At 67.3% G+C, this 20,830-nt stretch carries 22 protein-coding genes and 1 pseudogene; 8 read left to right on the forward strand and 15 right to left on the reverse strand.

The features are described 5' to 3' along the window. Positions 1–15: 15 nt before the first annotated feature. Positions 16–600: a helix-turn-helix domain-containing protein gene (locus ABZS69_RS64135; protein WP_355394015.1), complete on the forward strand. Its 585-nt coding sequence runs from the start codon at positions 16–18 to the stop codon at positions 598–600. Here ABZS69_RS64135 and ABZS69_RS64140 read toward each other — a convergent pair. The 3 genes from ABZS69_RS64140 to ABZS69_RS64150 all read right to left on the reverse strand — a co-directional run bounded on the left by ABZS69_RS64140 (position 578) and on the right by ABZS69_RS64150 (position 2,837). Then, positions 578–1,606: an LLM class flavin-dependent oxidoreductase gene (locus ABZS69_RS64140; RefSeq protein ID WP_355394018.1), complete on the reverse strand. Its 1,029-nt coding sequence runs from the start codon at positions 1,604–1,606 to the stop codon at positions 578–580. The two genes, ABZS69_RS64135 and ABZS69_RS64140, sit on opposite strands and share 23 nt — an antisense overlap. A gap of 220 nt (positions 1,607–1,826) precedes the next feature. Further along, positions 1,827–2,156, reverse strand: coding sequence for a hypothetical protein (locus tag ABZS69_RS64145; RefSeq protein ID WP_355394021.1), 330 nt, complete (start codon positions 2,154–2,156; stop codon positions 1,827–1,829). A gap of 171 nt (positions 2,157–2,327) precedes the next feature. Further along, positions 2,328–2,837: a MarR family transcriptional regulator gene (locus tag ABZS69_RS64150; RefSeq protein WP_355394024.1), complete on the reverse strand. Its 510-nt coding sequence runs from the start codon at positions 2,835–2,837 to the stop codon at positions 2,328–2,330. Positions 2,838–2,986: 149 nt separating this feature from the next. Here ABZS69_RS64150 and ABZS69_RS64155 point away from each other — a divergent pair, with 149 nt between their 5' ends. Next, entirely contained in the window at positions 2,987–3,799 is an 813-nt protein-coding gene (locus ABZS69_RS64155; protein WP_355394027.1) for an alpha/beta hydrolase, read from the forward strand. Between the two features lie 40 nt (positions 3,800–3,839). Beyond that, positions 3,840–5,702, forward strand: coding sequence for an SDR family oxidoreductase (locus ABZS69_RS64160; protein WP_355394030.1), 1,863 nt, complete (start codon positions 3,840–3,842; stop codon positions 5,700–5,702). 512 nt (positions 5,703–6,214) lie between these two features. Here the strand turns inward: ABZS69_RS64160 and ABZS69_RS64165 are convergent. The 8 genes from ABZS69_RS64165 to ABZS69_RS64200 form a co-directional block, all read right to left on the reverse strand. After that, on the reverse strand, positions 6,215–7,117 hold the full coding sequence (locus ABZS69_RS64165; protein ID WP_355394032.1) for a helix-turn-helix domain-containing protein: 903 nt from the start codon (positions 7,115–7,117) through the stop codon (positions 6,215–6,217). A gap of 216 nt (positions 7,118–7,333) precedes the next feature. Then, positions 7,334–8,092, reverse strand: a complete 759-nt coding sequence (locus ABZS69_RS64170; RefSeq protein ID WP_355394035.1) for a MerR family transcriptional regulator — start codon at positions 8,090–8,092, stop codon at positions 7,334–7,336. 152 nt (positions 8,093–8,244) lie between these two features. After that, complete coding sequence (locus tag ABZS69_RS64175; protein ID WP_355394038.1) at positions 8,245–9,036, reverse strand: GNAT family N-acetyltransferase; 792 nt, start codon at positions 9,034–9,036, stop codon at positions 8,245–8,247. Positions 9,037–9,447: 411 nt separating this feature from the next. After that, positions 9,448–9,747 carry a (4Fe-4S)-binding protein gene (locus ABZS69_RS64180; protein WP_355394041.1) on the reverse strand — a complete coding sequence of 100 codons (300 nt, stop codon included), beginning with the start codon at positions 9,745–9,747 and terminating at the stop codon, positions 9,448–9,450. A gap of 96 nt (positions 9,748–9,843) precedes the next feature. Next, positions 9,844–10,170 carry a GNAT family N-acetyltransferase gene (locus tag ABZS69_RS64185; protein WP_355394044.1) on the reverse strand — a complete coding sequence of 109 codons (327 nt, stop codon included), beginning with the start codon at positions 10,168–10,170 and terminating at the stop codon, positions 9,844–9,846. Between the two features lie 27 nt (positions 10,171–10,197). Beyond that, entirely contained in the window at positions 10,198–10,452 is a 255-nt protein-coding gene (locus tag ABZS69_RS64190; protein WP_355394047.1) for a hypothetical protein, read from the reverse strand. Positions 10,453–10,545: 93 nt separating this feature from the next. Continuing rightward, the gene (locus tag ABZS69_RS64195; RefSeq protein ID WP_355394050.1) at positions 10,546–11,025 is read right to left on the reverse strand and encodes a hypothetical protein; all 480 of its coding nucleotides are present in this window, start codon (positions 11,023–11,025) and stop codon (positions 10,546–10,548) included. A 60-nt stretch (positions 11,026–11,085) separates the two neighbouring features. Further along, complete coding sequence (locus ABZS69_RS64200) at positions 11,086–11,832, reverse strand: SDR family oxidoreductase (RefSeq protein WP_355394054.1); 747 nt, start codon at positions 11,830–11,832, stop codon at positions 11,086–11,088. A 98-nt stretch (positions 11,833–11,930) separates the two neighbouring features. On the opposite strand from ABZS69_RS64200, the gene ABZS69_RS64205 reads away from it, so the two are divergent. Continuing rightward, a complete protein-coding gene (locus ABZS69_RS64205) occupies positions 11,931–12,539 on the forward strand; it encodes a TetR/AcrR family transcriptional regulator (protein WP_355394057.1) in 609 nt (202 codons plus the stop codon). Between the two features lie 30 nt (positions 12,540–12,569). Here ABZS69_RS64205 and ABZS69_RS64210 read toward each other — a convergent pair whose 3' ends face one another. After that, positions 12,570–13,403, reverse strand: a complete 834-nt coding sequence (locus ABZS69_RS64210; protein ID WP_355394060.1) for an alpha/beta hydrolase — start codon at positions 13,401–13,403, stop codon at positions 12,570–12,572. 243 nt (positions 13,404–13,646) lie between these two features. Between ABZS69_RS64210 and ABZS69_RS64215 the strand changes: the two genes are divergently transcribed. Together ABZS69_RS64215 and ABZS69_RS64220 are read left to right on the forward strand one after the other, a co-directional pair. After that, positions 13,647–14,039, forward strand: a complete 393-nt coding sequence (locus ABZS69_RS64215; protein ID WP_355394063.1) for an ester cyclase — start codon at positions 13,647–13,649, stop codon at positions 14,037–14,039. Positions 14,040–14,290: 251 nt separating this feature from the next. Next, positions 14,291–15,667 carry an alpha/beta hydrolase gene (locus ABZS69_RS64220; protein ID WP_355394066.1) on the forward strand — a complete coding sequence of 459 codons (1,377 nt, stop codon included), beginning with the start codon at positions 14,291–14,293 and terminating at the stop codon, positions 15,665–15,667. 20 nt (positions 15,668–15,687) lie between these two features. Here ABZS69_RS64220 and ABZS69_RS64225 read toward each other — a convergent pair whose 3' ends face one another. After that, complete coding sequence (locus tag ABZS69_RS64225; RefSeq protein ID WP_355394069.1) at positions 15,688–16,089, reverse strand: MarR family transcriptional regulator; 402 nt, start codon at positions 16,087–16,089, stop codon at positions 15,688–15,690. A gap of 109 nt (positions 16,090–16,198) precedes the next feature. On the opposite strand from ABZS69_RS64225, the gene ABZS69_RS64230 reads away from it, so the two are divergent. Both ABZS69_RS64230 and ABZS69_RS64235 read left to right on the forward strand, forming a co-directional pair. After that, entirely contained in the window at positions 16,199–17,044 is an 846-nt protein-coding gene (locus ABZS69_RS64230) for an alpha/beta hydrolase (protein ID WP_355394072.1), read from the forward strand. 652 nt (positions 17,045–17,696) lie between these two features. Further along, positions 17,697–18,629, forward strand: a complete 933-nt coding sequence (locus tag ABZS69_RS64235; protein ID WP_355394075.1) for a CPBP family intramembrane glutamic endopeptidase — start codon at positions 17,697–17,699, stop codon at positions 18,627–18,629. Positions 18,630–18,989: 360 nt separating this feature from the next. On the opposite strand, the pseudogene ABZS69_RS64240 reads toward ABZS69_RS64235, so the two are convergent. Beyond that, a pseudogene (locus tag ABZS69_RS64240) lies at positions 18,990–19,616 on the reverse strand (hypothetical protein); the annotation flags it as partial. A gap of 437 nt (positions 19,617–20,053) precedes the next feature. After that, positions 20,054–20,761: a maleylpyruvate isomerase N-terminal domain-containing protein gene (locus ABZS69_RS64245; RefSeq protein ID WP_355394078.1), complete on the reverse strand. Its 708-nt coding sequence runs from the start codon at positions 20,759–20,761 to the stop codon at positions 20,054–20,056. Positions 20,762–20,830: the final 69 nt, after the last annotated feature.

Consider the following 20,830-nt stretch of genomic DNA (forward strand, 5'->3'; position numbering starts at 1 on the left):
ACTGGAGATGACGCCATGCCCGACCGCCAGCGCGCGGACGCCCGGCGCAACTACGCCCTCATCCTCGCCGTGGCCGAGGAGGAGGTCGCCACCCACGGCGCCGGAGCCTCCCTGGAGCAGATCGCCCGCGTGGCGGGAGTGGGCTCGGCCACCGTGCGCCGCCACTTCCCCACCCGCCGCGCGCTGCTGGAGGCGGTCTCTCACCAGCGGATCGAGTCCCTGTGCGCCCGCGCGAACGAGCTGGCGGGCGAGGGCGACAGCCGCGTGGCGCTTCTGAGCTGGCTCGGTGACGTCGTCGCCTACTGCGTCGCGGCGCGAGAGCTGGCGGCGGCGCTGTCCTACGAGGGGGCCGAGCACGGCTCGGTGCATGAGAACACCTGCTCGGCGATGATGGAGAAGGCGGGCGATCCGCTGCTGCGCCGCGCCGTGCGAGATGGCGTGGTGGCGGAAGGCGTCACCGTCGCCGATCTGATCGCGTTGATCGTCGGCATCGTCCTCGCGACCGAGCACCATCCCGATCCCGCCGCCCGGGCGGAGCGGCTGTTCCGGCTCGCCGTGGCGGGCCTGAGCCCGCAGGTCAGCGCAGCTCGGCGCGAATGACCGGCACCACCTCGGCGAAGAAGCGCTCCAGGTGGCCCCGCGTGGTGGCGGCGTCGGTGAAGAAGAAGCCCTCGAAGCCGACGCCGAACAGGTCGTTGCCGAAGTCGGCGTGCAGGGCGAGCAGCTTGTCGGTGATCTGCGCGGGGCTGCCGATCAGCGCCGAGCCGCGGGCGACGAAGTCCTCCAGGCTGTCGTAGGGGAAGCCGTTGCTCGCGGCGACCGGTTGCCGGCGAAAGCGTTCGAACGCCGGGCGGGCCAGCTCGTAGGCGTCCTGGGAGCGGGTGGCGATCACTGGCGAGTGGGCGCCCAGCCCAAGGGGGATCGCCGCGGGGTCGTGGCCGTGGTGCGCCAGCCGCTCCCGATAGTGCCGGACCAGTGCCAGGTAGTGCGCGGCGGGCTTGAAGCCGTTGGCAGAGTACAGCGGGTCACCGAAGGCGGCGGCCAGCTCGGTGGAGCGCCGGCTGGAGGCCGAGCCGTGCCACACGAGGGGGGTGGGCCGCTGGAAGGGGCGCGGCTGGGTCGTCACCTCGTCGAGAGGCGGGCGGAACCGTCCTGACCAGGTGACCCGCTCCTCACGCCACAGCCGCCGCAGCAGCTCGTACGCCTCGGCGAGCCGGTCCCACTGCTCCTCCTCGCGCGCCCCGAACAGCTTCAGCGACGGCGCGTCGTTGCCCTTTCCGATGATCAGCTCCAGACGGCCGTCGCTGAGGTGATCGAGCATGGCGTAGTCCTCGGCCACCCGCACCGGGTCGTTGAGCGACAACACGGCCACCGTGGTGAACAGCCGGATGGTCGACGTCCGCGCGGCGATGTGCGACAGCAGCACCGCCGGGGACGGGGACAGGAACGCAGGGTTGTGCCGCTCCCCCACGCCGAAGCCGTCGTAGCCGACCCGCTCGGCCCACACGGCGAGCTCGACCGTAGCGCGTAACCGGTCGTGCTCGCTCTCCCCGGATAGCGACAACGCCGGATCGTTCGACAACAGCGTGCTGGCGAGGAACTTCACGACCGCCCCATTCACCATAAATTCTACCTGAAATAAGTATTATACGGAGGAGGGGCGACGGACGAGCCAGCCCGTCCCGCTCGAAAACACAGTTTCGTGCTGTGAGCTGCGCGTGCCGGCCGCCTACGAGACCCACTTCAATGAGCATCGCCCCCACCGCTCCCCGGGCCAGGCCGCTCCGCTGCGGCCCTTCCCTACCCGGTCGGGGGCGATACCAAGGTCATCCGACGTGACCGCCTCGGCGGGCTGATCGACGAATACGCGCATGTCGCATAGGGCGGCTGAATTCTTGGCACCCACAGGTCTCCCGTTTCCACTGGTCGATCAGCCCATCCGCGCGTGCGGCCACGCTGTCGTAGAACAGATCGCCCAAGTTGGCCTTGTCTCTGGCAAACAAGGCCACGACGACCTTCTCGGTGTCCGGCGGGAACCAGCAGATCAATCGCACCGCCGCGCCCGGATGGTAGGCATGCGACACACGTTCCTGCTGCATCCGCTTGAACGCCAAGCCAGAGGAGCCCGGGCAGTCGAGTTCGGGTACGCCCGGCACGCTGATCGTCAGCCTTTCCGTTCCTCGGGGCCTCAGCAGACTGGCCGGATCACTGTCATCGAGCGTCTCGCAATCGCCGGCGGCGAAATATCTTTACGGCTCGACGAACGCGAGCACCACGGTTCCGGCTTGTCCGTCCCGCAGCGATCACGCCGGCGCACCTTGGCCGCCTCATTGTCCGCATTCTTCGGGGTCGATTTCTTCTCGGTGGGCGGTTTGCGCCACCCGCTCCAGCAGCATCCGCAACTGCTGTTGCTCGGCGGGATCCAGATCGGCCAGCAGTTGCGCCTCCGCCGCACCCAGGCGCTCGCGGGCCACGCTCAGAGCCTGGGTGCCCTTTTCCGTGATGAGCACTCGACGCGCTCGGCGGTCGACTGGGTCTGGCTGACGGGTGAGCAAGCCGGCGGCCTCCAGGTCGTCGAGCAGGTACGTCATCACAGTCTTGTTCAGCGCCACCTGCTGAGCGAGAGCGAGTTGGGAGCGGGGTGGTCCCGACACGACTGCCATCAGTACCAGGTAGCCCCGGGGGCCGCCGGGCAGAGCGGCGACGGAGCTGGTGGCGGTCCTGCGGAACGCGCCGGACACCATGCGGATCGCCCACCCCAGGTCGCTGTCCAGGCCGATCGGTCCGGTTTCGGGGTCATCGGCCGGGGGCTTGCGCGCGGATGCTCTGGGCGTCATCACTCGATGATAGGTGGTCGCCCAGATGGCATGCAAAGGAGATGAGTTGGCGATCATATCGTCTATATGACAGACTATCTGCTATGAACACTGATTGCCCGGTTCCGCTCGATCACTCTTGGTTGCCGGCCGGGTTCCGGACGCGTCTCGTGGACACCAACGGCACTCGCCTGGCGGTCTCTGTCGGCGGCGACGGCCCGCCGCTGGTGCTGATGCACGGATGGCCCCAGACTTCACGCATCTGGCGACACGTCATGCCAGCCCTGGCCGAGCGCTTCACCGTGGTGGCGCCGGACCTGCGGGGAGTCGGTGACAGCGACCTTGCCGAGGACGGCTACCGCAAGCTCGACCAAGTCGAAGACATGCGTGGTCTGCTCACGGCCCTGAATCTCACGGGTCCGGCCGTCGCGGCCGGGCACGACATCGGGGCAACGGTCGCCTTCCCCTGGGCGCTGGCGCATCCGGGTGACCTCTCGGCTGTGGTGCTGCTCGACCCCTTGCTGCCAGGGCTCGGATTGGAAGAGGCCATGAACGTCGCCGAGGGCGGCATGTGGCATTTCGGGTTCTTCATGGCCCCGCACCTGCCGGAGATGCTGTTCGACGGCCATGAGCTGGAGTTCTTCACCGCCACGTTCACTGCCATGAGCAATGCCGGCACGTTTGACCAGGCCGATCTCGATACCTACGCCGATGCTTACCGGGGACGTGACCGGCTGCGCGGCGGCTTCGAGCGCTACCGCACCATGCTGGGCGATGGCGTGGACACCCGGCGCCTGCTCGAGCAGCAATCCGTGGCGGTGCCCGTACTGGTCATGCGCGCGGGAGCTCACGAACCGGTGGGGCCCGACGTTCTGGCGCAGCACATCAAGAACCTCACCGTGGTGTCCGCGCCGACCGGGCACTTCATCGCGGAAGAAGCTCCGGATTGGTTCGTGGCCACACTGAACGACTTCCTGGCCTGAACACACCACCAAACGACTGCGACCATTGGGGAGCACACCCATGTCAAACCGCGTCTGGGAACCGATCACCCTAGGCCGGCTCACTCTCCGGCACCGTTTCGCGCTTTCACCGATGACGCGTAGCCGCGCGCTACCCGACGGCACCCCCGGACCCTCCGCGGCCCGGTACTACGCCCAGCGCGCCAGCCTCGGATTGGTCATCAGCGAAGGCACTCAACCCTCCGAGGACGGTCAGGGCTATCCCCTCACGCCGGGAATCTTCACCGAAGATCACGTCGTGGGCTGGCGCAAGATCGCCGATGCCGTCCACGAAGCCGGCGGTCACCTGTTCATCCAGCTCATGCACGCCGGCCGATTGGCGCACCCGGACAACACTCCACACCATCGCCAGCCGGTAGGTGTCTCGGCTGTGGCGCCCGGTGCTCCCATCTTCACCGCTGCCGGGCTGCAGCAGCCGCCGACCCCTCGTGAACTGGCGGAGGCCGAGATTCCCGGCGTGATCGCCGAGTTCCGCGACGCCGCGCGCAAGGCCGTCGAAGCGGGCGCGGACGGAGTCGAACTGCACGGCGCGGGCGGCTATCTGATCCACTCCTTCCTGGGCGTCAACTCCAACATCCGCACCGACGCGTATGGCGGTTCCGTGGCCGGCCGGGCGCGGTTCGTCCTGGAGCTGGTGTCGGCGGTCGCCGACGAGATCGGCGCGGACCGTACCGCGATCAGGCTCTCGCCCTACAACACCCACGGCGACGTCGACGAGGGCGCTGACGGCCTCGAGCTGTACCGGCATCTCGCTCGTAGCCTCAATTCCCTGGGCTTGGCCTACCTGCACATCTACGACTTCGGACGGGAGGACGTGCTCACCGCGATCCGCACCGCATGGACCGGCCCCCTGCTGGTGGTCCGTGACGGGCGCACGCGAGACGACCTGGTGCGCGATCTGGACTCCGGTCTCGCCGACGTCGTGCCGATCGGCAGGCTTGCCCTGGCCAATCCGGACTTCGTCGAGCGGTTCCGTCAGGACGCGCCGATGAACGACGTGGACCAGACCGCCATGTTCGGCGGCGGTGACGAAGGCTACATCGACTATCCGACGTTGGCCGAGGCCAGACAGCTGCCGGGCGCATCGATGACAGAAAGCGAGTCAGCTCCCATGAACACCGACATGACGTTGCACGGGACCACCGCTCTGGTGACGGGCGCGACGGCAGGTATCGGCCGTGCCGTAGCGCTGGCGCTCGCCGGCCACGGGGCCACGGTCGTCGCGCACGGGCGGCACTCCGAGCGGGGGGCCGAGCTGATCGAGGAGATCAACGGGCAGGGCGGCAAAGCCCGCTTCATAGCCGCTGACCTGACCGACGCCGACGACGTCCTCCGGCTGGCCGCCGACGCCGGTGACGTCGACATTCTGGTGAACAACGCGGGTATCTACGAACTCGCGGGCACGCCCGGCACCGACGTCGCGGGCTTCGACCGGCAGTTCGCGGTGAACACCCGGGCACCGTTCCTGCTCGTCGGGGCGCTGGCGCCGGCCATGGCCGAGCGTGGCCGCGGGTTCATCGTGAACATCAACTCCCGTGCGTCCACTTTCGCTGCCCCGGTCGGCGCGGCCTATGGTGCGTCCAAGGCGGCCGTCGACGTGCTGACCCGGTATTGGGCGACCGAGTTCGGCGCGAACGGCGTCCGGGTGAATGGCATTTCGCCCGGCATGATCCGCACCGCAGGTACCACGGCGATGTTCGGGGACGGCCTCGACGCTCTCGGAGGGGCCAATCTGCGAGGCCGGATCGGTGAGCCGGAGGAGATCGCGCAGATCGTGCTGTTTTTGGTCAGCGAAGCCAGCAGCTACATCAACGGCACGGTCATCGCCGCCGACGGCGGCGAACTGAGCACTGCTCCCTCGTGAACCCCGGGCATCAGGTTCGCGGCCTGGCGCGGTCCGCCGAGGCGGGCACCCGGCTGAAGAGCCGGGGAGTCATCCCGAACTGGGCTGCCGCGCCACACCGACATACTCAGCATGCTCGGCGAGAGCCGGTGGTTGGCCGACCGTGGCCAGAGGGACCAGGCATGCTGTCCGAGGATGTAGTAGTCCTGGGTTGAAGCGCGGCGCCCGCGAACGCCTCGCCCAGCTCATCACGCACCCTGTACGACTCTGCTGGTTAACTCGGATTGGTGGCTCCGGTTCATGATCTGATGGTGTTCGTCCTGATCACGAGCGGTGTGGCAGCAGTCGTCGTTGTCTTCGTCCTGGCTGCCGGAACGGATGGAGACGGCGATGTCGATGCAGCCGGTGCCGTGGCCGGAGCCGGCGCCCGAGGTCGCTGCGGCGATCAGCCGTTAAGTTGACACTCCCATCGGGCGGGCGTTGTTGACGGGATTGATGCGGGCGATGGTTGTTGTAGTGCCCGACGTACTCGGTCAGAACTGATCGCAAGTGGCGTTCGTCGTAGTCAGCATCCGTTCGGTGCATTCGCCTCGGACGGTTCGGACCCAGCGTTCGGCGTAGCAGTTGGCTCGGGGCGTACGCGGCGGCGTCTTCATCACCGTGACGCCCAGGCTGGTGAAGACCTTGTCGAAGACGGCAGTGAACCTGGTATCCCGGTCACGGATGAGGAACCGAAATGACCTGGCCCGGTGCCCGAGATCCATGATCAGATTTCTCACCTGCTGAGCGGTCCAGGCGCCGGTGGGATGAGCGGTGACACCCAGGACGTGCACGCGTCGTGTTTCCACTTCCATCACGAACAACACGTACAGACGTTTCAAGAAGATCGTGTCGACGTGGAAGAAGTCGCAGGCGAGCAGTCCTTTCGCTTGCCGCCGTAGAAACGTCCGCCAAGAGGTGTCGGAGTTTCGTGGCGCCGGCCGGTGTCGGCTCGAACGCAGGATCCGACGCACGGTCGCTTCACTCACCTGCACGCCGAGCCGAACCAGTTCACCATGTACCCGCCGATACCCCCACCTGGGGTTCTCGCGCGCCAGACGGAGGACCAGATCCCGGACCTCCTTGCTCATCGCAGGACGGCCGGCGCGCTGTGGGTAGGTCCACGAGAGTTTGATCAAACGCCGATGCCGGGCCAAGAGGGTGCCTGGGGTGACCAGCCGATGAGTTCGCAGCACCGTCGGCAGGAAGCGGGCCAATGCCGCCAAGAGCGCCCGATCGGCCCAGTCCGGCTTCGGCCGGACGACCTGACGCCTCAACACCGCCACCTCATGCCGGAGCACCATGATCTCGACATCCTTGGATGTCTGACCACGACCCAGCAGCACCAGCCAACCGAACACCCGAATCAAGGCCAGATACAGCAGACGAACCGACATAGACCGCGATCTTGCTTACGCAGCGCCTGGAGGTCAAAGCCGCAGACCAAGCACCACGCGATGAGTTATGAAGCGGTACAGGACTCGACGGCCGCGTACGCGCGACCTACGGGCCGGCCACGTACGACCGGCTGGCCGAGATCAAGACGATACGACCTGGGCAACGTGCTCGACCACAACGCCAATATTAAGCCCGCCTGAACACCAGTACGGGGGTCAAGCCGGGTCGGTGTCGTCCTCGTCCGCGCGGGCGCGGCGCAACTGCTCCTGCGCGAGGACGCTGGCCCGGGTGAGCACGTCGATCTGAGCGGGGTTGTAGATCGAGACCACAGCGTCGATGAACGTCTGCCGGGTGACCTCTTCGCTCTTGGACGCATGCGAGGCCGAATCGTTCAGCCAGGGATAGTCGATGAGGTTCTGGGCGATGATCGGTCCGAGTCGCTCGGCGATGCCCTGCCGGGTCGCCTCGTCCGCGTCCGGAGGCAGGGCGTCCAGCTCTGCGTTGACGGGGTCGGTGTCGGTCTCCACCATGCGCTGCAGGTCCTTCATCGCGTCGTCGTCGTAGAGTCGGGTGTAGACGTGGATGAGCGAGGTCTCGGACTCGGACAGCCGTGGCGCGATCGACTCGAAGCCCGCCGGGGTGTCGGCCGGCGCGCCGTCGCGCAGGATGACGGCGATGTCGGCCCGGGCTCTCTGCAGGCGCTCGATCTCGGCGGCGAGCTGGGCGTCGACCTTGCGCAGCACCTCCGGGGGCACGTCGCCGTTCGTCCTGGCCACGCCGATCTCGGACAGGGGCACACCGAGCTCCACGAGGCGCCGGATGCGGAGCAGACAGACAAGATGGGGCACGCCGTACTCCTTGTAGCCGTTGTAGCGCCGCTCCGGCTCGTCAAGCAGGCCGAGCCGATGGTAGTGCCGGATGGTGTTCACCGTGGTGCCGGCGAGCTCGGCCAGTTCTCGGGTGCTCCAGGCCACGTCAGCCCCTTCCAGGATATGAATTCCCGGAGTATCACATGGGGACGTCACCGCCGAGGAAAGCCCGAGGACAAATGGGTGAGCGGCTGCCGGACGAGGTGCTCGACCGGGAGCCGCGGAAGGCCGGTCGGCAGTAGTTGAGTCCTGTCCGGTCAGGCTTGGGCCAGGTGGAAGAAGTGGATCGGCGAGTTCGTCGTGCAGCCGATCCGCTCGTACACGGGGCGGCCGACCTCGGTGGCGTGCAGGACGACCCGGTGATGGCCGGTCTGTGCGATGCTTTGATGGATGGCCTTGCGGGTCACGGCCTCGCCGTATCCTCGGCGCATCTGGTCGGGCAGCGTTGCCACCAGGGCGAGGAAGAGCGAGTCGGGACCGGCCACGGTGGCCGCGCACGTGACCGGACGTCCATCGCGGTAGCCGATGTACGCGAAGGCGTCGCGCCACAGCCGGGATCCGGCGACGGCCACGCGGCCGGCCCCGGGCGGCATGCCGTAGGCGTAGGCGTTGATCTCACCGTAGGCGATGAGATCGTCCTCGGACTGCACCCGGCGGATCTCCAGTTCGGGGTGGGTGACATCGGGGATGTCGATGTCACCGGCCATGCCGCGACCGGAGAAGGCGAGCTCGAGTCCGGCCGCGGCGGCGGCGGGAAGGAGTTCACGTTGGGCGTCCGGTGTGAGCAGGTCCTCGAAGATCCACAGGTAGCCGGCCCTGGTGCGGCCGCGCATGAAGTCGGCGGCCCGGCCGAGCTGGTCCTTGAGCGCCTCGGCCGGGATGTCGGCATCGGTCAGCGTGACGGTGTTCCAAAACCCGAACGGGCTGTCGACCCACATCCGGTGCACGCCGTCGTCCAAGTCCACGATGCCGCCCTGCTCGCCGGTCAACCGGCTCCAGACGGCGATCAGCTGGTTCTTCGATTCCACGGCTTCCAGGAACGATGGCACGTACAGCTCCTCTGAGATGGCGGGGCCTCATCGGCGACCCCAGAACAGGCGGCAGGTGGTCGGGAAGCGGTGGCCGCCGTCCGGCTCTCGATAGGCGGCGGCGCGGTCGGTGACGCGAGACTCGGCCTCGGCTCGGTCGGCGGGCTCGAGCGTCTGTGGTACGGCCCGAACGGGCTCTGGGTCAGCACATCGATGAGACCTTCCCGATCGGGAATGACGTCGACCCAGCTGAAAGCAGCCTCGTCGACCGAGGCGACGCCGGCCTGGCGCAGTAGCCGGGAATCCGGCGCGGTGAGGTAGTCGATCGCGGACGGGTCCGGGAGCGCAGCAACCGCCCGCCGGCGGCTCCGGCGGCCCTCAAGGTGTCGACGATGTCGTTGATCATGTCCATTGCTGACGATTGCTGGAACGTCAGGCCTCGCAGGCGTTGTCGCAGAACGGTCGCTTGGCCGACCGGCCGCAGGCACACAGCGCCATCCGGTTCTCCCGATGCGGCTGCCGACCGGGTCCGGTCACCGTCAGGTTGCCGTACAGCAGAATCGGTCCGTCCTCCACGACGGTGACGACGGTGGGGGCGGGCGGCGTATCCTCGATCCCGTCGCGGCGGATGTACTGCAACGCGCCGCTGGGGCAGCGTTCGACGACAGTGGCCAGCGCGGCGGCGTCGGCGTTGTCCGGGGTGATCCAGGGCCGTGCGTTGACGTCGAACACCTCGGGAAGCCCCGCACGCACTCGGCAAAGTGCAGGCAACGGCCACCGTCGAATGTGATCGTGATGTCGGTCCCCGGGTACGACTTCGGTTTCGGGTCACCCATCGTGCTCTCCCAGCACGGCCCGCCGGCTGTCGCCGTGGCGGGTCAGATCCTGGTACTCCGGGTGGGTCCCGATGTACCGCCGGAAGAACGGGCACGCCGGCACCACTCGCAGGCCGCGCCCGCGGACGTCGTCGAGCGTCTGGCGGGCGAGACGGCTGCCCAGGCCCTGTCCTTCGTAGGCGAGTGCTGCCTCGGTGTGGACGAAGACGATCCGCTCCCCTTCGAGGTAGTAGACGGCGAAACCGGCGAGATCGCCGTCGACCGTGATCTCGTAGCGCTGCTGGGCGGGATTGTCGTGCACGTCGATGTTGTCGCTCATCAGGGTTTCCTTCGGCTCGGCCGGTGATCAGGCGTCGATTTCCGGTTGCGCTGGTTTGGGGGTACGCCGAACCGCACGCCCTGATGCGGCGGTGCGGACGCGCGTGGTGCCGGTGAGGGCCCCGCCGCGAGTGCCATGGCGGCGCGGCTCGAACGTCCGGCGGTTTCTCAGGCAGCCGGGGCGAGCGGTTTCGCGTACGGTTCGCAGCGCGCCGGCCCAGCTCTCGAGCTGGTCGAACAGCAGCTCCGGGGTGACCAACACGTACCCGTCGTACACGGCCATATCGCCGGCCCACGCCCCTGGTGTGGTCCTTGGAGTACCCCGCCGGGGCCCGCCTTCGCGCCGACCGGCTCGTCCCGGTGCGGCAGCGGGTAGTCAGCCAGGTCGAGCAGCTCGTACTCGGCGGCGGTACGCCCGGCGGCCTGAGTCCGCGTCCTTCTGGGCGGTGCAGAGCAGGTCGACGCTGAAGGCGCGGCACTCCACCCAGTCGCCGCCGGCGCCGAAGGTGGTGACCGGCGTGCCCACGGCGGGGTCGGATCCATGTTCCGCCGCCTCGAGCCCGTAGCGCACCGTGGACAGGTCACCGGCGAGCAGCCCGGCCAGATCGACATCGCCGAGCTCGTCGAGCCAGGTCGACAGTCCGACGTCACGGTTGTCGAACCGGATCACGCGGAAACCATGACCGGCGAGAAGTGCGCAGAATCCGTCGGGCCAGGCGATGAGCTGCTCACCCACACCCATGATCAGGAGCATCACGCGCTCGTGGGCATCGCCGAACTCCTCGTAACAGGTAGTGATGCCATTGGACTCTACGAAAGGCAAGTCGACTTCCTCTCCCAGCCGGTCGGGCGTCACGGGCAGGCGTTCACGTGCGGAGCGCCTGCCCGTGACGGCTGTCGATGTCGTGCGTTTTGGTTACAGGTAGCCGGGCTTAGGGGGCTCGACGGCGGTGAGGCCGCCGTCGACGGGGATGTGGGTGCCGCTCACGAACGAGGCGCCGGGGCCGGCGAGGAAGGCGATGACCTGGGCGACGTCTTCCGGCTGGGCGAAACGGCGCAGCGGGATGAGCGGGATGTAGCCCCGGAGATACTGCTCGGGGGCGCTGGTGAGGACGGGGCCGGGAGCGACCGCGTTGACGCGTACGCCGGACGGGCCGTACTCGGCGGCCCACGCGCGGGTCAGTGAGCTCACTGCTGCCTTGGTGGCTGCGTAGACCGCGTTGTTGACGTCCCCGATCACGGCGGCGCCGCTGCTGACGTTGATCACGCTGCCGCTGCCGCGCTCGGCCATCTTCGGAGCCAGGGCGGTGGTCAGCTGGTAGACCGCGCGCACGTTGGCGTCGAGCATCGCGTCGTACTGTTCGCCGGTGATGTCGGCGCTGGGACCGAAGCTGCCGACCCCGGCGTTGTTCACCAGCACGTCCACCTCGCCGGCTTCGCGGGCCAGCCGGGCCACGTCGTCCGGGTTGGTCAGGTCGGCGGCGACGAAGCGGGCCGAGCCGCCGTCGGCCTGGATCTTCTGGACGACCTCCTCCCCGCGCTGGGTGTCGCGTCCGGTCACCACCACGCTGGCACCGCGCGCGGCCAGGGCGTAGGCCGTCGCCCGGCCGATGCCGGTGGTGGAACCGGTGATCAGGGCAGTCTTGCCGGTCAACTCGCTCATGATGGGAATCTCCTTGTCGAATTCTGTACCAATCGATCGGTACAGAATTACGCTAGCACATCTGGATCGATCGGTAAGTAATGGGTAAGGTGGGTCACGTGGACGGTCAACGGAGCGCGCAGGTGGGTCGGCCCAGGGGCTTCGACGCCGACGAAGCGCTTGAGAACGCGATGCGGGTGTTCTGGGAGAACGGCTACGAGGGCGCGAGCCTCACCGACCTGACCGAGGCGATGGGGATCAACCGCACGAGCATGTACGCGGCCTTCGGCAACAAGGAGGAGTTGTTCCGGAAGGCCCTGATGCGATACGGCGACGGCCCGGCGTCGTACGGCGCCGAGGCGCTGGCCGAGCCGACCGCCCAGCAGGTGGCCACGGTGTTCCTGCGTGGCGCGGTCCGGAGCGCCACCCTGCCGGGCTACCCGACCGGGTGTCTCAGCCTCCGGGCGTCCCTGGTCGGGGGCGAGGACGGGCGGGTGATCCGCGACCTGCTGGCCGCGTGGGGAGAAGAAATCAGCACCAAGCTGACGGATCGGTTCCGGCGCGCGGTCGAGGAGGGCGACCTGCCACCGGAGACCGACCCGTCAGTCTTGGCGAAGTACGTCATAACGATAGGGAACGGCATCGCGGTGCAGGCCGCCGGCGGCGCGGAGCGCGACATCCTCCAGTTGGTCGCCGACGCCGCCCTACGGAGCTGGCCGCCGGTCTAGCCGGTCCCCGGCCGGTCGTCGGCTCGCCCATTACTTGGCCAGGAAGGTCAGCAGGGCCTCGTTGACCTCGTGGGCGTGGGTCCAGAGCAGGCCGTGCGGGGCACCCTCGATCTCGACGTAATCGGCCTGCGGGACCCGCTTGTGGAACTCGCGGGCGGTGGCGTCGATCGGCAAGATCCGGTCGCCGGTGCCGTGCAGGATCAACGCCGGCACGTCGATCGCGGCCAGATCTCCCCGGAAGTCGGTCAGCCAGGTCGGGACCACGGCGCTGGATGCGTACCAGGAGGCGCCGGCGGCGACGTTCCAGCTGTTGCACAACGCTTCTTCGGACAGGCGGCCGCCCAGGTTCTCGTCGGTGTTGTAGAAGTTCTTGTAGAACTCGGCGAACCAGGCGTACCGATCGGCGGTGGCCGCGGCGGAGATGCCGTCGAAGACCTCCTGCGGCACCCCGGTCGGGTTGTCCTCGGTCTGCAGCAGGAACGGCTCCAGTGAGGCCAGGAAGGCCGCCTTGGCGACCCGGCCCGAGCCGTACCGGCCCAGGTAGCGGCCGACCTCGCCGGTGCCCATGCTGAAGCCGACGAGCGTGACGTCAGTCAGGTCCAGGGTCTCGAGCACCGTGTTCAGATCGGCGGCGAACGTGTCGTAGTCGTAGCCGATGGTCGGCTGGGAGGACTGCCCGAAGCCACGCCGGTCGTAGGTGATGACCCGGTACCCGGCCTCGAGCAGCGCCGCGCTCTGCTTCTCCCAGGAGTGCCCGTCCAGCGGGTAACCGTGGATGAGCACGACCGGACGCCCGGTCCCGTGGTCCTCGTAATAGAGCTCGATGTCGGTGCTGTTCTCGGTACCGACCTTGATGTACGCCACGGCGTCTCCTTGAAAACAGTCTTCGATTTTAGCCGAAGGTGCTCATCCGCAACCGTCGGTCCGGTTCTCCACAAAGATCACCGTAAGGAGAAACCATGTTCCCGGAACCAGGTCAAGCTCGGTCGATCCTGGGCCCCACCCCTTGCGTATCGATCGGTACCGAAGTAGCCTTTCTGTTCTGTACCGATCGGTGCACATCTAGGAGCCGCCGTACGGCAGCCTGTCTCGAGGAGAGGCGATGTCATGACAGAGGATGACTTGCGCAGCTGGTACTGGCGCTACGTCGAGGCGCTCAACAATCACGAACTCGACGGCATGGACAAGTTCATCAACGACGAGGTTCTGCTGGACGGCGTCCCCGGCAGCCGCCACGATGTCGTCTCGGCCCTGAAGGGAATCTTCGACGCCGTCCCCGACTTCCACTGGGACGTCAAGGAGCTGCTGATCGATCGCGACCGCATCGCGATACGCGCGATCAACGCCGGCACTCCGGTCAAGGAGTGGCTCGGAGTCCCCGCCACCGGAAGGTCCTTCGAGATTGCCGAGCACGTCATCTACACCGTCAGTGACGGCCGATTCGTGAAGATGACCAACCTGCACGACTCGGCCGCGTTGCGTCAGCAGCTGACCGCCTGACATTGCGAGTTTCGACCGCTCGGGTTGACTGCGTTGCAGGAACATAGTTCTCACTGGGGGGAGTGGAGACGAAGCGAAAGCGTGGCATGGGTTGGGGGCTGGCCCTGGCAATGACGGCCGGCCTGCTCAGTGGGTTGGCGGTGGTGCCGGCCGCGAATGCCGGCCAGGGAGCCGGCCGGGCCGCCGTCGCGGCCTGGGGCGCCTGCCCGGAGGACATCGCGGCGACGGCACCGACTTTGCAGTGCTCGACCGTGACGGTACCGCTGGACTATCGGAACCCGGCCGGGACGAAGATCGACCTGACGATCTCCCGGATCGCCAGCGTGAACCCGGAGAAGCGACGGGGCGTGCTGCTCCTCAACCCGGGTGGCCCGGGTGTGAGCGGACTGACCATGCCGGCCGATCTGGTCAACCGGGGCATCCCGAACAGCGTGCTGGATGCGTACGACCTGATCGGCCTGGACCCTCGCGGCGTCGGCCATTCGGCCCCGGTCGACTGCAAGTTCACCGTCGAGCAGAACTACCCCGGCAACATCCCGCCGTGGGCCAAGGATGCGGCGACCGTGGCGGCGGACGCCAAGGCGGCCAAGGCCGTCGCCGATCAGTGCGCGGCGAACGACCCCGACGGCCGGATGGTCCACATGTCGACGGCCAACACGGCTCGGGACCTGGACGCGATCCGGGCGGCGCTGGGAGAGGAGAAGGCCAGCTTCTTCGGCGCTTCGTACGGGTCCGCGCTGGGTGCCGCGTACGCGTCGATGTTCCCGCGCACCAGCGACCGGATCATCATCGACAGCAGCCTCGGCGACACGGCGCTGACCCGCGCTGCCCAGCGACGGTACGGGCTGGGCGCGGAGCAGGCGTTTCCGGACTTCGCCCGGTGGGCGGCGGCCCGGCACCCCGCGTACGGGCTGGGCCGCACCCCGAGGGACGTACGCAGCACCTACTTCGCCATCGCGGAGCGGCTCGACGAGGAGCCGATCTCCGGAGTGGACGGACGCGCCTTTCGGCTCTACATGTATATCAATCTGTACAACGAGTCGGGCTACGGTGCGCTGGCCCAGCTGTGGCAGGCGCTGAATATGTCCGACGACGCGGCGATCAAGAGGCTGACGGCGGACGGCGGGATGCCGGGGCGGGCTCAGCCGCTCGTGCAGTCCAACTTCCTGTCGTCATACCTGGCGGTGACCTGTAACGACAGCCACTGGCCCAGTGATGTCGAGGCGTACCAGCGCAGCGTCGCTGAGGACCGCGGGAAGTTCCCGATCTTCGGTGCGGCATCGGGCAACATCAACCCGTGCGCCTTCTGGTCCCTCAAGTCGCCCGAGCCGCAGGTCGCGATGAACGACAACGGCCCGGCGAACATCCTGATCATGCAGAATCGCCGTGACGTGGCCACGCCGCTGATCGGCGGACAGATCTACCGCAGTGAGTTCGCCAAGCGGTCCCGTCTGGTAACGGTCGATGACAACCAGCACGGCGTCTACGTCTACGGCGGCAACGCGTGCGCCCTCAACATCGGCACCTCCTGGCTGGTCGACGGCAAGCTTCCGAGGGACACCGACTGCGAGGCGTCCCCGACGGCCGGTCTGCGACGAGGCGGCGGTGGCCCGGGGATGATCGGCTGATCCACCGCCGGTGATGCGCTCTAGCCGAGCTCGACCAGGGACGTCCGGATGCATTGCAGCTCCGAACGGTCGCGTGACGTGACCTTGGCCAGTCGGCGGTCGAACTCGGCCGCGAGCGCTGCGAGGGCACGGTCGCGCGCCGCTGTGCCCTCGGGGGTCAGGACGAGCCGATGCCGGCGCAGGTCCGTGTCGTCGATCTCGCGGCGCAGAAATCCCTTGGCGCAGAGATTGCGGACGTAGGCCGTCATGCTGGCCTTCGAGATCACCAGCGTTGCCGCCAACTCGGCCGGGTGCGGCGACGTCTCCGCCTCCGCGAGCACGAAGAACTCCTTGGTCTCGAGCCCGAGCTCGGCCAGGTCGGCGGTGCAGGCGTCCAGCACGACGGTGAGCAGGCGATGGTTCAGCGTCCACCGGCGCGGCATCCACCGGCATGCGGATCCTCTCCCAAAGTAGTACGGTTTCGAACTAGTGCGAACCCGAACTAGTTTAGAAATGAACAAGTACCTGTCCTAACGAAAAGCGGCCGACCCCATGCTTGAGCACATCTCGATTCCGCGCGGCCCGATCGAACTCGCCGCCGACCTGCACCGGCCCGACGGCGTCGACGACGTCCAGCCGCTCCGCGCGGTGGTGCTCTCGACGCCCGGCAGCAGTGCCAAGGAGCAGATCGGCGCGAACTACGCGTCCCGGCTCGCCGCCCGGGGCATCGCGGCGCTCGTCTTCGACCCCGCCCACCAGGGGCAGAGCGGTGGCGAGCCCCGCGACCTCGAGGACCCGTACCGGCGCAGTGAAGATATCTTCTACGCGATCGACGCGCTCACCACGATTCCCGGCATCGACCCGCACCGCATCGGCGTCCTCGGCATCTGCGCCGGCGGCGGGTACGCGGTGCACACCGCCCGCACCGACCATCGGATCAAGGCGGTCGGCGCCATCGACCCCGGCGAGATTGGTTCATCGTTCCGTGGTTTCCAGGCCGACGGACCGGCTGCTGCGCTCGACTCCCTGGCCGAGGCCGAGTCGGCCGGGGTGACCGACGTCGACCTGCTCCAGGCGCTCCGGTACTACCGCACCGAGCGCGGTCAGAACGAGCACTCGACGAACCGCCGCCTCACCCGGGGCGACTCGCTGCTCATCGGGTTCGACGCCTTCCACCTGGTCGATCAGCTCATGATCCAGCCGCTGCAGCTCATCCTCGCCGAGAACCTCGACGGCACCGGCTTCGACGAGTCCGGCAAGCGCCTCTGGGACCTGGCGCCCAACCCCGTCGACCGCATGGTGATCAAGAACGCCCGCCACTACGAGATGTACGACGTACCCGAGTACGTCGACGCCGCCGTCGACCGGCTGGCCACCTTCTACACCAACCACCTCTGACCCGCCCTCAGACCCTGCCGGGTAGCTGCTCTGGACCGCACCGTGCAGAAACATCGTGGCCACCCGCCGGGCAGTCCGCTCGGTCGGGCCTTGGGCGCCAGTTTCGTCCGGCAGTCGACGCTGGTCTGCTCGGCAAGGAGGTCAGCTGATCGACAGCCGCTCCATCATCCGTCACCGATGATCGGCGTGACCAGGGTCGCGCTCCGTGTCGCAGCCCAGGGGCAGGAGCCGCTCCGGCAGCGTCGGAGCCCACCGCGCCGATGGCCGCGGCCACCACCAGAGCCAGCAGAATGACGGGCGATTTTCGCATGGCGCTGACCTCTGCTTCGGATGCGGCGGCTTCTTCGCAGCCGACGGTAAAGGCGAACGCATTCCAGCAGGGAAGGGCCGCATCGACCAAGTGGCGATGACGTTTGTCGCGGATCGACGCAGTCGCTGGTAAAGGGTGTTGACCCCGTTCCTGGAACAGTGTTTTCCATGGAATCTTGCTCGCCGCCGGTCCTCAGCCGGTGATCGAGGTCACTCGGCTCACTTTGGGAAGGAGCGTTGAGCTCGCCCTAGTCCGGGACCTCGGTCGCAGGCCTTGACTATGTGGCGACCACACGGTTTTCACTGGGGTGATCGACTCGGCTAGGACAAGGTTCAAAGCCCCATGGACTCACAGACGAATCCCGTTGCGCCGGGAGTTGCTGGCAACCCCGGAACGACTCCTCATTCTCTGGATGACACGCGTCCCTTCGGTACGCATATCCGGATGGCGTGGTGGAAGTCGCTGATCGTCATCGCCGCGATGCCGGTGACGCTTCTTCTGCTCCAGCTCGGACTCTATCTGCTGGCTGGTCTCGTCGACGCCGGCGAGGATCCCCTCGAGTCGACGCTGACTCCACTCAAGCTCTTGGCGGCCAACCTCAGTACTGGCCTGACAGCGTTGCTTGCCCTGGTGCTCGTTTCGTGGTTCGCGAAGGTGCCGTGGCGTAGGGTCTTCAGCTCACCCCGGCGCTTCGATCGGCGGCGCCTCGCGATCTATTTCGCCGGCTCTGCCGTGCTTGTCGGGGCCGGCATCGCTGTGGTGGCGATCGTGGCGCCCGATGCCCCAGGGTGGGTGGGCTTCAGTATCAGCGGCACCACCGTGGCGATGCTGGTAGTGGTGCTTCTCACCACTCCCGTCCAGTCGGCCGGCGAGGAGATCATATTCCGGGGCGCGGTGCTCCCGGCCGCTGGTTCGTGGTTCAGGGCTGTGCGGCCGGCGTTCATCGCCGGCCTCGTGGTCTCGAGCCTCTCGTTCGCCCTCATGCATGGGGCCGGTGATCCCTGGCTCAGCAGCTACTACATCTTCCTCTCGGTCTGCACGGCACTCATGGGATTGATCACTCGCGGCCTTGAAGCCGCGATGGGGTTCCATATCGCGAACAACGTGGTCGTGACGACTGTCAACGTGCTCATGGCAGGGGGCGGCGTTCTCGTCGTCGATCGCTCCGAAGGTGCGGGCGGTGGTCCCGTGCTCATCATTCTGGCCGTCGTGAACGTGGCAGTGCTGGCGTTCGTGTGGCTTCGCGAGCGAGAACGCCGCCCCATTGACGGCTGATGACACCGTGGACCGGACAGGCAGACGCCGTAGCGACGCTGCCAGAGGGATCTGCCTGTCCGCTTCCGGCCGCCGATGACGCGCGCTGCACGACCGGGCTTGCGGCGCTGACGATCTCCATGCGAGAGGCGTCCGAACCAATAGTTCCGGCGCGTGTACCGCGTCAAAACTCGCGCGCATGGTCTGATCTGGGATTTCGCTGATCGAGCAGGCTCGGCGGTACTCGTTGATCGCTCCTCCGAGTACCTCGTGGCGTTCGATCCGGCCTTCCACCGGCACCACCACATGCTGATCTTGATCGGGCGGTCGCTGACCACAAGCCTGATGCGGTCGATGCGTGTTGTAGTGATCGCAATACTCGTTCAGAACCGAGCGCAGGTGACGTTCGCTGTGGATCAGCATTCGGTCGGTGCACTCGGCGCGTACCGTACGGATCCAGCGCTCGGCATAGCAGTTCGCCCTCGGTGTTCGCGGCGGCGTTTTCAGCACCGTTACGCCCACGGCGGCGAACACCTCATCAAACACGGCGGTGAACTTGGCGTCCCGATCGCGGATGAGGAAGCGAAATGTCCCTGCGCGCTCGCCGAGGTCGATCAGAAGATTGCGGGCCTGCTGAGCGGTCCATGCGCCGGTCGGGTGGCTGGTCACGCCCAGGACGTGCACGTGTCGCGTACGGACCTCCATCACGAACAGTACGTACAAGCGTTTCAGAAAGATCGTGTCAACATGGAAGAAGTCGCAGGCCAGTAGGTCTTCGGCCTGTGACCGCAGGAAGGTCCGCCAGGAGGTGTCGAGATGTCGGGGCGCCGGGCCCAAGCGGCGGGAGCGCAGGATGCGCCGCACGGTCGCCTCTCTGACCTGGAAGCCAAGCCGGGTCGTGACCGTCTCCAGGCTCATCCGCACCCGTCTGCCCGATGACGCCGGACGCCGCTCGGGGCGGCGCCGCCGGGCGGCCTTGTCCTTCTTGGGATTGCGTCGGACGGCCATGACCCAGACGATGAATACCGTCCTGTCAGAAGCAACCCCTCATCTCGACCGCGCTACTGTCCGAACAGGGCCCCACTCGGGTCCGCGCGACCAGCCCCAAAGTATCTCTCTGTAATCGCCACTACGTTCTGTCAGCGGCTTTGGCGCTCAGCAGTCTTCTGTGCTCGCCTGGCCTCGCGGTGTGTCATCGTGGCGGGGACAGTGAGCACTGTCTCAACTCATCGAAGCTCATGCATGAGCATGGTGTCGACCTGGAGTGCATCGCGTGTCAGGCGACTTGCTGATCACCTCCTGACTCGTCGGTTCGCTCGATCAAGTTGAACGTCCGCGGGCGAAGACGTCCCCCGCGCCGTCCGTTGCTTCCCCGATGACGGCATCTCGTACCGGTGTCATGCCGAACGTTCCCTTCGTCGTGGCGGTGGGCCTTTCGGTGCCGGTCAGTCGCTGACATGGGCGGTGTTGTCGAGCCAGTGCTGGGCGAGGTCGGTGTCGCCGTCGACATTGATGTTGGTGGCTTCGCGGTCGGTGAGAGGGAGTCGTCGGGTCAAGGTCAGCAGCAGCGATCGTGCCGGGTCGGTCACCGTCACATCGGCCTGCTGGGTTCCGGGCTGCCACGTCGCCCCGTCAGGCCGTCGTTCGACGAACCAAGCGCCCGCGTCGTCGGTGGTGTCGGTGGCCAGCCACTGCAGGGTCTGCCCGGTGCCCCGGATGGCATGGGCGGACTTCGGCCGCTGCATCCCCCACGTGGGGGAGGTCAGCATCGCGAGGTGGTTGCTGATGAGCGCGGCTGCGACGTCTGCGTCAATGTCGGCCGGTCGGTCCGCCGCGGCGGCTGCGTCAAAGCCGTGGACGACCGCTTCGTTGAGCATGCTGGACATCCAGAATCGCGTCCCGGGCCGCTCGTCCCCCGCGGGGTTGAACACCGGCGCGTCGAGCGCGTCATCGGAGCACGCGCTCGCGACCCGCTGCGCGGAATCCGACAGCCACGCCTGCCACTCGCGGGGGTCGGTGGGGAGTACGGCCATCTCCGTGGGCAACTGTGTGGGGTCGGTGATACGCCGCTCGATGATCTCCGCGACCCAGTTCTGGGTCTGGCCCACGTGCTCGACCAGGTCAGTGTGAGCTTCCCCCAGTTCTCCGGACACTTGACCTGAGGTCACCCTTGATCATCAGGAAGGATGTCCTTCATGCCCGCACCTCACCCTCCCGAGTTC

This window comes from Nonomuraea sp. NPDC005650 (assembly GCF_040605375.1).
Classification (GTDB): domain Bacteria; phylum Actinomycetota; class Actinomycetes; order Streptosporangiales; family Streptosporangiaceae; genus Nonomuraea.